General features: G+C 51.1%; 10 protein-coding genes and 2 tRNA genes. 8 read left to right on the forward strand and 4 right to left on the reverse strand.

Going from position 1 to position 10,347, the window contains the following annotated elements:
• Positions 1-104: 104 nt before the first annotated feature.
• The 3 genes from INT20_RS09275 to dcd all read left to right on the forward strand — a co-directional run bounded on the left by INT20_RS09275 (position 105) and on the right by dcd (position 2,744).
• A complete protein-coding gene (locus tag INT20_RS09275; protein WP_193054642.1) occupies positions 105-1,214 on the forward strand; it encodes a coiled-coil domain-containing protein in 1,110 nt (369 codons plus the stop codon).
• Between the two features lie 151 nt (positions 1,215-1,365).
• The gene (gene apbC, locus INT20_RS09280; RefSeq protein WP_172118419.1) at positions 1,366-2,166 is read left to right on the forward strand and encodes an iron-sulfur cluster carrier protein ApbC; all 801 of its coding nucleotides are present in this window, start codon (positions 1,366-1,368) and stop codon (positions 2,164-2,166) included.
• An 11-nt stretch (positions 2,167-2,177) separates the two neighbouring features.
• Complete coding sequence (gene dcd, locus INT20_RS09285) at positions 2,178-2,744, forward strand: dCTP deaminase (protein WP_172118420.1); 567 nt, start codon at positions 2,178-2,180, stop codon at positions 2,742-2,744.
• A gap of 111 nt (positions 2,745-2,855) precedes the next feature.
• Here dcd and purN read toward each other — a convergent pair whose 3' ends face one another.
• Positions 2,856-3,608: a phosphoribosylglycinamide formyltransferase gene (purN, locus tag INT20_RS09290; RefSeq protein WP_193054643.1), complete on the reverse strand. Its 753-nt coding sequence runs from the start codon at positions 3,606-3,608 to the stop codon at positions 2,856-2,858.
• Positions 3,605-4,672 carry a phosphoribosylformylglycinamidine cyclo-ligase gene (purM, locus tag INT20_RS09295; protein ID WP_193054644.1) on the reverse strand — a complete coding sequence of 356 codons (1,068 nt, stop codon included), beginning with the start codon at positions 4,670-4,672 and terminating at the stop codon, positions 3,605-3,607. The genes purN and purM overlap by 4 nt, the downstream gene beginning before the upstream one ends.
• A 199-nt stretch (positions 4,673-4,871) precedes the next feature.
• Between purM and INT20_RS09300 the strand changes: the two genes are divergently transcribed.
• Complete coding sequence (locus INT20_RS09300) at positions 4,872-5,984, forward strand: AI-2E family transporter (protein ID WP_193054645.1); 1,113 nt, start codon at positions 4,872-4,874, stop codon at positions 5,982-5,984.
• Entirely contained in the window at positions 5,981-6,685 is a 705-nt protein-coding gene (gene hda / locus INT20_RS09305; RefSeq protein ID WP_172118424.1) for a DnaA regulatory inactivator Hda, read from the forward strand. The genes INT20_RS09300 and hda overlap by 4 nt, the downstream gene beginning before the upstream one ends.
• A 61-nt stretch (positions 6,686-6,746) precedes the next feature.
• On the opposite strand, the gene INT20_RS09310 is transcribed toward hda, so the two are convergent.
• Positions 6,747-7,121 carry a phasin family protein gene (locus tag INT20_RS09310; RefSeq protein ID WP_193054646.1) on the reverse strand — a complete coding sequence of 125 codons (375 nt, stop codon included), beginning with the start codon at positions 7,119-7,121 and terminating at the stop codon, positions 6,747-6,749.
• A 239-nt stretch (positions 7,122-7,360) separates the two neighbouring features.
• On the opposite strand from INT20_RS09310, the gene INT20_RS09315 reads away from it, so the two are divergent.
• On the forward strand, positions 7,361-8,737 hold the full coding sequence (locus tag INT20_RS09315; protein WP_193054647.1) for a class II fumarate hydratase: 1,377 nt from the start codon (positions 7,361-7,363) through the stop codon (positions 8,735-8,737).
• An 8-nt stretch (positions 8,738-8,745) separates the two neighbouring features.
• Here INT20_RS09315 and INT20_RS09320 read toward each other — a convergent pair whose 3' ends face one another.
• Positions 8,746-9,831, reverse strand: coding sequence for an endonuclease/exonuclease/phosphatase family protein (locus INT20_RS09320; protein ID WP_193054648.1), 1,086 nt, complete (start codon positions 9,829-9,831; stop codon positions 8,746-8,748).
• Positions 9,832-10,003: 172 nt separating this feature from the next.
• Between INT20_RS09320 and INT20_RS09325 the strand changes: the two genes are divergently transcribed.
• Positions 10,004-10,080: transfer RNA gene (locus tag INT20_RS09325), tRNA-Val, on the forward strand.
• Between the two features lie 21 nt (positions 10,081-10,101).
• Positions 10,102-10,178, forward strand: a tRNA-Val gene (locus INT20_RS09330).
• Positions 10,179-10,347 lie beyond the last annotated feature (169 nt).

Genomic DNA, 10,347 nt, shown 5'->3' on the forward strand with positions numbered 1-10,347 from the left:
CTGGCTAGATGCCATTTGCTGTGTATGCTTGTAATGGACGATATGCGCTAAACGCACCTTTAACGCTGCTGATATCGGTAGCCTGGTAGAGAGAGGGACGCAGAATGTCAGAAGAAAACCATTCGGATCATCAGACGCCTGCGAGCAGGCTGGATGCCAAAACACTATTTAAAGATAACCGAGTCAGGGCTATCGCGGGTATCGCCGCCATTGCCGTTATTTGGGCGATCATGGCTCAGTCCAACGCAGGCACTCATAAAGAGCGTGTTGAAGCGCTTGAAGGGCAACTGGCAAGTGCTGAACAGGACAACCGCCGTTATAGCCGCCGTATCCAGGAAATAGATCAGGCAGAAACCAATTTAGCGGACATGCAGGAAGAGGTGGCGCAGCTTGAAGAGCAGCGCAATGAAGCCAGTTCTGCGTTGGAAAGCGCACAAAATGACGTGGCTACTATTCAGACACGTCTTGAAGCATTAGAAACTCAACGAGATGAACTTCAAAATGAAGTGGATGCTTTAAACCAGGAGCTGGAAAACGCCCAGGGTGATATGCAGTCACTACGCGATGAGCGCGATGAAATCACAACGACCCGTGATAATGCTGAAGCGACACTTCAGCAGATAGAAGAAGCCCAGCAGAGCGCTGATGAAGCGCGGCAAGAGGCTGAAACCGCACGCCAACAGGCTGAAGAGCAGCGTCAGCAAGCGGTTGAAGCACTAAGTAGCGCTGAAGATGATTTTGCTGAACTTGAAGAGCAGAGCCGTCAAGCGAATGAAGCGCTCTCTGGCCTTGAGGAGCAGGTAGCTTCGGCACAAAGTGAACTGGATGAGTTGGAAAATACCCGTGACTCCCTCACCTCTGAGCGTGATGAGCTTCAAAACGAAGTCGATTCATTGGTTGAGCTTCGTGAAGAGGAGTCGCAGAGCCTGGAGCAGGTGCGTGGCGAAATGGAAGACTTGATGGTTGCGCTTGATCTTGGTCGTAATGAAGTTGCTAACATTAATAGCGATATTGAAGCGCGTGAAGAAACCTTATCTCAACTGGAGTCTCAGCTAAGTAGTTGGCGAGACGAGCTTTCTTCCCTTGATCAGCGTTTAGGTAGCGCCGATGATGCAGCAAATGACGCTTCATCTGAGGGCGGCGCAACGGATCAGGCACCTGCAAACGAAAGCGATAACAACCAGTCACAGAGCCAACAGCAAAGTAATAATTAAGCGTATTCGTCTGAATCAACCAGACGAATTGACAGGCGGATGTTGGTAGCCCCAGCATCCGTTTTTGTTTGTTGGTTTATGAATACGTGGCCACAGAGTATCATTTGGCACAACGTAAATAGTTTTTGCCTGGATTATAGGAGCGCGACTAATGGACGGCGTTAAACATATTGTCGCAGTGGCCTCGGGAAAAGGTGGGGTTGGTAAATCGACCGTCACCGTTAACCTGGCGCTGGCACTGTCTGCTCAGGGTTATCGTGTGGGCGTACTGGATGCGGATATTTATGGTCCAAGCCAGGCGCAAATGCTTGGTGTGAAGGAGGGTGTCCGCCCCGAAGCGACTGACAACAACCAGTTTTTACCGTTGAATGCCCATGGCCTTCAAGCCATGTCGATGGCCTTTTTGGTCAATACGCGTGAAGCGATGGTCTGGCGCGGGCCAATGGTGGTGGGGGCTTTTCAGCAAATGCTCACACAAACACAGTGGGATAATCTTGATTTCCTACTGATTGACATGCCCCCAGGCACCGGCGATATACAGCTGACACTGGCGCAAAAAGTGCCAGTAACGGGGGCGGTTATTGTGACCACCCCGCAAGATATCGCGCTGTTGGATGCGCGTAAAGGTATCGAAATGTTCCGCAAGGTGAATGTTCCGGTGCTTGGTGTGGTTGAAAACATGAGCCTTTACCACTGTGAAAACTGTGGTCATGAGGCCGCAATTTTTGGTACAGGAGGAGGGGATAGCATTGCCGAAGAGTACCAGACAACCGTACTGGGACGGCTGCCATTGACGTTGTCCATTCGAGAGCTGGCAGACTCGGGTACTCCAAGCGTTATCTCAGAGCCTGATAGCTCGGTAAGCCAAGCGTTTGCAGAGATTGCCAGGCAAGTTGCCCAGTCAGTAAATGGCAGCGAAAGCGATGGGCCCACTATTTCTTTTAGCGAGTGATGAAGTAACACATGAGTATCAAATCAGATAAGTGGATTCGTCGCATGGCACAAAGCGATGCCATGATTGAACCGTTTGAAGCAGAGCAGGTTCGCTATGTTAATGATCAGCGAGTGATCTCTTACGGCACATCCAGCTATGGCTACGATGTCCGCTGTGCCGATGAATTTAAGGTGTTTACCAACATTCATTCGGCCATCGTTGATCCTAAAGCGTTTGACGAAAAAAGCTTTGTGGACGTAAAAGGTGATGTTTGCATTATTCCGCCTAACTCGTTTGCGTTAGCTAGAACGGTTGAGTATTTTCGTATTCCGCGCAGCGTGCTGACTATTTGCCTGGGCAAATCAACGTATGCGCGTTGCGGTATTATCGTGAACGTCACGCCGCTTGAGCCGGAATGGGAAGGGCATGTAACGCTTGAGTTCTCTAACACGACCAATTTGCCCGCCAAGATTTATGCTCACGAAGGTGTGGCGCAAATGCTATTTTTAGAGTCCGACGAGGAGTGCGAAACGTCGTATAAAGATCGAGGTGGGAAATACATGGGGCAGCGTGGTGTTACGTTGCCGCGCACGTAATAGATACGCCTGTTAAGTAGCCCTAAAAGTAAGGCCTTACGGGAAACCGTAAGGCCTTACTTTCTATTTACTGTGCGCGTTTCTGCGAACAGTAACCGACAGGTCGATCAACTACACGTCGCTGTCTTCATCCAGCTCTTCATCAAGCTCTTCAGCGGCATCGGCATGAGAAAGGCGCATACCATGTTCAGGCAGAAGATGGCCGTCCATTTTAGCGCCTTCCGCGCTGTACTGTAGCCGCCCCTCTAAAAACCACTGTACGGCGATTGGGTAAATCAGGTGCTCGCGGGCGTGGACCTTCTCTTTAAGCGTCTCTGCGTTATCCTCAGGAGTAACCGCTAATTCTGCTTGCAGAACTACGGGGCCGCCATCCAGCTCTTCGGTAACAAAATGCACGCTGCAACCGTGGCTGGTTACTTTGTCGGCCAGTGCCCGTGCATGGGTATTTAACCCTTGGTACTCGGGCAGCAGTGAGGGGTGAATATTCAGCATCCGACCCAAAAAGCGTTGTACAAAGCGCGGCGTTAAAATACGCATAAAGCCAGCCAGCACAATCACGTCGGGTTCATGACGCTCAATCACCTTAATCAGCGCGCTGTCGTAAGCCTCGCGGTTGTCATATTCACGATGAGGCAGGGCGACGGCCTCGATGCCGGCCTCGTGGGCGCGCTTCAAACCATAAGCGTCAGCCACGTTGGAGATCACCGCCACAATCTCGCCGCCTAAACGGTCATGCGACTGCGCATCAATCAATGCTTGAAGATTACTGCCACTGCCTGAAATCAGCACAACGACCCGCCGTGGCCCGGTAGGTTCTGGCGTCATGTCGGTAATCGTGTCGCTGGGATATTCGGTACCACTCATGCTGACAGGTTCTCCAGCACCACCGCTTCTTCCTGACGTTGGGTAATATGCCCGATACGATAAACCGTTTCGCCTTGAGCTTGCAGGTGAGCCATGGCCTGTGCAGCTTCAGCCGCAGGAATCACCAGTACCATACCGATGCCGCAGTTAAGCACGCGGTGCATTTCGACTTCGTTAACATTGCCTTGGGCCTGAAGCCAATCGAAAACTGCGGGGCGCTGCCACGTATTAATATCAATATGTGCTGCTAGCGTATCAGGCAGTACACGCGGAATGTTTTCCAGCAGGCCGCCGCCGGTAATATGGGAAAGCGCATGCACCGGAATAGAGGTGCCGCGCATTAGTGAAAGTAATGATTTGACGTAGATACGAGTCGGCGCCATTAATGCATCACCCAGTGGGGCATTATCTACCTGGGTGTCGAGAGAGGCATTGCTGACGTCAAGGATCTTACGAATCAGTGAGTAGCCATTGGAGTGAGGGCCTGAGGAGGCAAGCCCAAGAAGAACATCGCCTTCTGCCACTTTACTACCATCAAGAATTTCGGACTTTTCCACCACACCAACGCAAAAACCGGCTAGATCATAGTCGCTGCCTTCGTACATGCCCGGCATTTCGGCGGTTTCACCACCCACCAGAGCGCAGCCTGCCAGTTCACACCCCGCACCAATACCCGTGACAACATCTGCCGCGATATCCACATCCAGCTTGCCCGTGGCATAGTAGTCAAGGAATAACAGCGGCTCAGCACCTGCAACAATCAAATCATTAACGCACATGGCCACCAGGTCGATGCCGATAGTGTCATGTTTGCCAAGGTCCATGGCGAGACGTAGCTTGGTGCCTACGCCATCGGTGCCAGACACCAGTACAGGCTGCTTGTAACCTGCTGGCAGCTCGCATAGTGCGCCAAAGCCGCCTAACCCGCCCATTACTTCGGGGCGTGTGGTACGTTTGGCAACGTGTTTAATGCGGTCAACTAGGGCATTTCCGGCATCAATATCGACACCTGCATCTTTATAGCTGAGTGAAGGAGTAGCCGGAGAAGTGGAAGTCTCGGTCATGACAGTTCCTGTGAAGCCTATAGCAGTACGGGGTAGTGCTGGCGAAATGGCCAGTGCTGGGCAATAACTGCAGAAGATTGTAACACCCAGCGGCGTGGGTCGCATCGCCGGTATACATGTTGGGTCAGTGTTCCTCCAACTTTTGTTATTATTAAGCGTACAAAGCGCTATTGATGGATCCAGGAAGGAGAGTCATGTAATGCGAAATTCATGGTTAGGGGTTGGCCTGCTCGCGATTTTCATTGGGCTGGTGTATGTACTTAATTCGGTGTTGATGCCCTTTATTGCCAGCATGGTATTAGCCTATTTAGCTGACCCGCTGACTAACTACTTTCAGCGGCTGGGAATGAAACGACCTTTCGCCGTGAGCCTGGTATTTCTGGTGCTGCTTATTGTATTAACGGCGAGTCTATTGATTTTTATTCCGCTGGTGATTCAACAAATCAAGCAGCTAGGGGAAGTGATGCCTGACATGTTCATGTGGATTGAGAATGTGCTGGCGCCACAGGTTCAGGAGTGGACGGGCTACGATTTGCGTGCCGAGTTAATCAATGTGCGTGAAGTATTGGTGGAAAACTGGCGTGATGCGGGAGGGTATTTGGCTCAAGCGCTAGGCCAAATTGGCCGCTCAGGTATGGCCTTTATGACATGGATTACTTATATCGCTTTGATTCCTGTCGTGACATTTTATTTACTCCTCGACTGGAAACGGATGCTGCGCAATCTTGCAAGCCTGGTGCCAAGGCAATGGGCTGATGATACGTTTCGCTTAGCGCGGCGTTGCGATGAAGTGCTGTCCTCTTTTTTACGCGGCCAGCTTTTGGTGATGTTGTGCTTGGGCGTTATTTACGCGACCGGTCTTACTGTGATGGGGCTTAATTTTGGTTTGTTGATAGGGTTTGTTGCCGGCCTGGTAAGTTTCGTACCCTTTTTGGGGTTTATTGTTGGCATTGCCGTCGCCTTAATTGTTGCATTATTTCAATTCGGTACGTGGTGGGCGGTGCTCGGTGTGATCGTGGTATTTAGTATCGGTCAAGCTGCAGAAAGTGTCATACTGCAGCCCAAACTATTGGGCGATAAAATTGGTTTGCATCCTGTCGCCGTTATTTTTGCTGTACTGGCGGGTGGAAATTTATTTGGGTTTACCGGTGTGCTGTTAGCGTTACCCGTTGCAGCTGTTTTTATGGTGCTGCTTAGAGAGCTTAATGATCGTTATAAACACAGCACCTTTTATAATGCAGAACAAGGCTCGCTAACGCCTTTAAATCACCATAATGAGCTGGGGCGTCACGACGAAAGGGAGTCACCATGAGCCGAGTGCCGGCACAGCTGCCGTTAGGAGTAGGGTTGCGCGATGATGCAACCTTCAATAACTATTACGCTTCAGGCGCGAATGCTCCACTGGTTGAACATCTGACACAACAATTTCAGCCGAATGCAGAGCCGTTTATCTATTTATGGGGTGCGCAAGGCAGCGGCAAAAGCCACCTGCTTCAGGCCGCCTGCCATGCGGCTTCCGATGCGGATATGCGGGCCTTGTATTTACCGTTAGCTGACCTGGGGCATTTTCCGCCCCTGATGCTTGAAGATATAGAGCGATTGGATTTAGTCGCGATTGATGATCTTGAGTATGTCGTTGGCCGAAAACGGTGGGAAGAAGCCCTGTTTCATGCGTTTAATCGCCTGCGCGATGCTGGCAAACAGCTTGTTATCGCCTCTAACACACCTCCGCGCCAGCTTGAGGTTGTGCTTCCGGACCTTGCTTCACGCCTTACCTGGGGAGTGACGTTTCATTTACATCCTTTGGATGACGAAAGTCGTTTGGCCGCGCTTAGGCTGCGCGCCAATGTCAGGGGAATGCAGCTACCCGATGACGTAGGGCGCTATATTTTGCACCGCGGACCTCGCGAATTAGGCGATTTATGTAAGGCGATTGAAACTCTGGATCAGGCTTCCTTGTCGGCTAAGCGTAAACTGACAATCCCGTTTGTTAAGTCTGCACTTGGCTGGTAAGCAAAAGCCCGCTGAGTGGATCAGCGGGCATCTAATGATTAAGTGTTCAGAACTTAAAAAATCAGCTCGTTTGACGCATCTTGCCAGCAGCAGCCTGTGCTTGTTTCACGTTTTCTTCGGTTAGTTTTTGGCTTTTCTTGAAATAATCTTGCTGAAGCGACACCACTTTGTCGGCATCGCCTTTCACGCGTTCCGCTAGCTGCTTAACAACCTGCTGTTGGCCTTCCATATAACTACGCAACCCTTGCGGATCTTTAACGCTGGTTAGCTGGCGCAATTGGTGAATGCCCGTATCAGCATAAGCCTGGCTTGCCTCCACCTGAGCGTTCAGCATCTGTTCAGCATAATCAATCGTTAGCGCAGCATAAGCGCGTACAGGGGCCATAAAGACGTTATCAAACTGCTGGTTCATTTCATTTGTGTTGAATGTATTCATTATGAAACTCCTGCCTGGACAATAAAATGCCATTCGTTTAGCGTTTTTGCAGTGCAGCATAGCAGTCGTTTTTGTGCGCCGCAATATAAAGAGGCAGGCTTAATGTGAGCATGATGGGACATGACGGTTTACCTGGCCGGTTGGAGCGTCTAGTTTGAAAAGCGGCAGCGGTTGGGAAGGGATTTGCCCACGTGATCGCTTGTAGATAAGGTTGATTACCACTCAAAGGAGAGAATCATATGGATACTCGTATCGAGCGCGATAGCATGGGTGAGCTTGAAGTGCCTGCTTCCGCGCTTTATGGCGCTCAAACGCAGCGGGCCATTAATAATTTTCCGGTGTCTCACACCCCTATGCCCCCAGAGTTTATCCATTCCGTAGCGCGGATAAAGCTGGCTGCAGCGCGGGCTAACCAGCAGTTGGGCCTGTTGGATGATGCTAGATCCAGGGCTATTCAAAACGCAGCACAGGCTGTGATTAACGGGCAGCACGACGACCAGTTCCCGATCGACATTTTTCAAACGGGCTCGGGCACCTCTACCAATATGAACGTGAATGAAGTATTGGCTACGCTGGCAAGCCGTGAAGGTGTCGATGTGACGCCTAATGATCACGTGAATATGGGGCAATCAAGCAATGACGTTATCCCAACCGCCATACATGTGTCAGCAGCGATTGCGGTTAATGAGTCTCTCAAGCCAGCACTTGAGCATTTAAAGACCTGTATTGATCAGCGTGCCGAGGAGCTAAAAGATGTTGTCAAAACGGGACGCACCCATTTAATGGATGCGATGCCGTTACGTATGGACCAGGAACTCGGGGCCTGGTCGAGTCAATTAGGGCAGGCTATTGAGCGATTCGACAGCGCGATGAGCAGGCTATGCCGCTTGGCACAGGGTGGGACAGCGGTTGGTACGGGTATTAATGCACCTGAGGGATTCGCTGAGCAGGTAGCCAAAGAGCTAAGCGAGCAAACCGGGCTTAATTTTGCACCCAACGATAGTTTTTTTGCCAGTCTTTCATCTCAGGATGCCGCCGTTGAACTATCCGGGCAGTTAAAAGGCCTCGCGTGCGTCATTATGAAGATTGCCAACGACTTACGCTGGATGAACTCAGGCCCCTTGGCTGGGCTCGGCGAAATTGAGCTTGAGGCGCTTCAGCCGGGTAGTTCCATCATGCCGGGCAAAGTTAACCCTGTGATTCCTGAGTCGGCAGCGCAGGCGTCAGCCCAGGTGATTGGGTTGGATTCGGCCATTACCGTGGCAGGCCAGAGTGGTAATTTTCAGTTGAACGTCATGCTGCCACTGGTGGCAACGAATTTGCTCACGGCGATTACGCTAATGAGTAATACGTCACGGCTACTGGCGGATAGAGCAATTGCAACGTTCAAGGTGCGAGAAGATAACTTGCAAGTCCCCTTGGCTCGAAATCCGATTCTGGTGACCGCGCTTAATGGCGTGATTGGCTATAATGCCGCGGCGGCAGTGGCTAAAAAAGCCTACCAGGCAGGTAGGCCTATCATTGATGTTGCTGAGGAAGAGACGGATCTGGACCGTAAAACGCTGGAACGCCTTTTGGATCCAAGCGTATTGACCCAGGGAGGCGTTCCGGAGTAACCCGTCGATCAGATTAGTTGCTTCTCGGTTTTGCCTTTTTGAATCGTTTCGCTGGCTTGTTGATGCTCTTCGCTGTCTGCTTCGGGTCGCTCCTGCTCATTTTGGCGAGAGGGCTGATAGCATAGGGTGGCGAGAATAGGAAAGTGGTCAGACCCAAAGGCATCAAGGCGCTGCATGTTGACCAGGGTGAAGTGGTTGGTTACAAAAATGTGATCAAGAGGCCAGCGTAATAAGGGGTTCTTGGCGTGGAAGGTACTAAACATGCCCCGTCCGCGCCTGGGGTCAAGCATGCCGCTAACCCTGCAAAATAGTCGAGTGGTACGTGACCAGGCGACGTCATTCAGATCGCCAGCCACCAGGGTAGGCTGGGGCGTTTGATGTACCTCTTGGCCCACCCATAAAAGTTCGGCATCACGCCATAACGACTTTTCGCTTTCTGATGGCGCAGGTGGGCGAGGGTGGACGGCATATAGGCGAATATAATCGCCGCTTTCAAGCTGCACTTGGGTGTGAATGGAAGGAATGTCCTCCTGAATTAGCCACTTAACGGAGGTGTCTTTCAGCGGCAAGCGCGAATAAAGATGCATGCCGTACAAGTTATCTAAAGGCACTTTAACGTTATATTTCCAGCGTTCTGCTAGCACGGGGTCGAGCTTATCCTGCCACCACTGATCTGACTCAAGGGTTAAAATGATATCCGGCTGGTGTTGCTGGATCATCCCCAATAATCCTTCCGTGTGCCGATTAGGCGTCAGCACATTGGCAATTAAAAGCGTAATGTGCTGTTTGCTGGAAGACTGCTTGGATGCGTTTTTAACGTCCACTGGCCATAGCCGAGTCCAAGGCAAGATATATTGGCTTTGTAAAGCGACGGTGATGAGAACGATAACCCAAATCGCGGTACGCCAATTGCCAGGCGATAGAAAGACGAGAGCGGATACCCCACAAAGCAGCGACAGAGTTGCTATTTGAACGCGAGGGAATTCAAAGCAGCGGATCCACCACCAGCGAAGAGGGATGCGTGCAATCAGTGTTGCAAGCAGTGGTATTAACGCTATGCACGCAAGGAGGGGGGTAAGGAGAGGGGCGAGCATTATGGGTTTCCTGCTTTAAAAAGAGGGGTGGACGGTTTAAAATGCTGAAAATTTAAATACTCACTTACGTAGCGATTTTATAGCGAGATAGGGCGTGAGTGGGTTGTTCAGAAAGAAAAAATTAGCTTGCAATGCAGTGATAAATAAGTAGAATACGCATCCGTTGCACGACAGGACCATAGCTCAGTTGGTTAGAGCGCCACGTTGACATCGTGGAGGTCGGCGGTTCAAATCCGCCTGGTCCTACCATCATCGCAACCTTTTCTATTTAGGACCATAGCTCAGTTGGTTAGAGCGCCACGTTGACATCGTGGAGGTCGGCGGTTCAAATCCGCCTGGTCCTACCAAATTGTTAGCCCCGTGCTTTTTAAAGCACGGGGTTTTTTTGTTGTGCGCCAGGCATGGCGCGTAGCGCCTTGATAGGCGCTGTTCCTGGGGATGGTGCCTCAGGATGACTTGGGGGTGAAAGTCCCCTGCACGCCCGGCAAGGGGAAGTGCTAGCCGACGGCAAGGGTG

The organism is Halomonas citrativorans, from assembly GCF_014898005.1.
In the GTDB taxonomy this organism is placed as follows: Bacteria; Pseudomonadota; Gammaproteobacteria; order Pseudomonadales; family Halomonadaceae; genus Vreelandella; species Vreelandella citrativorans.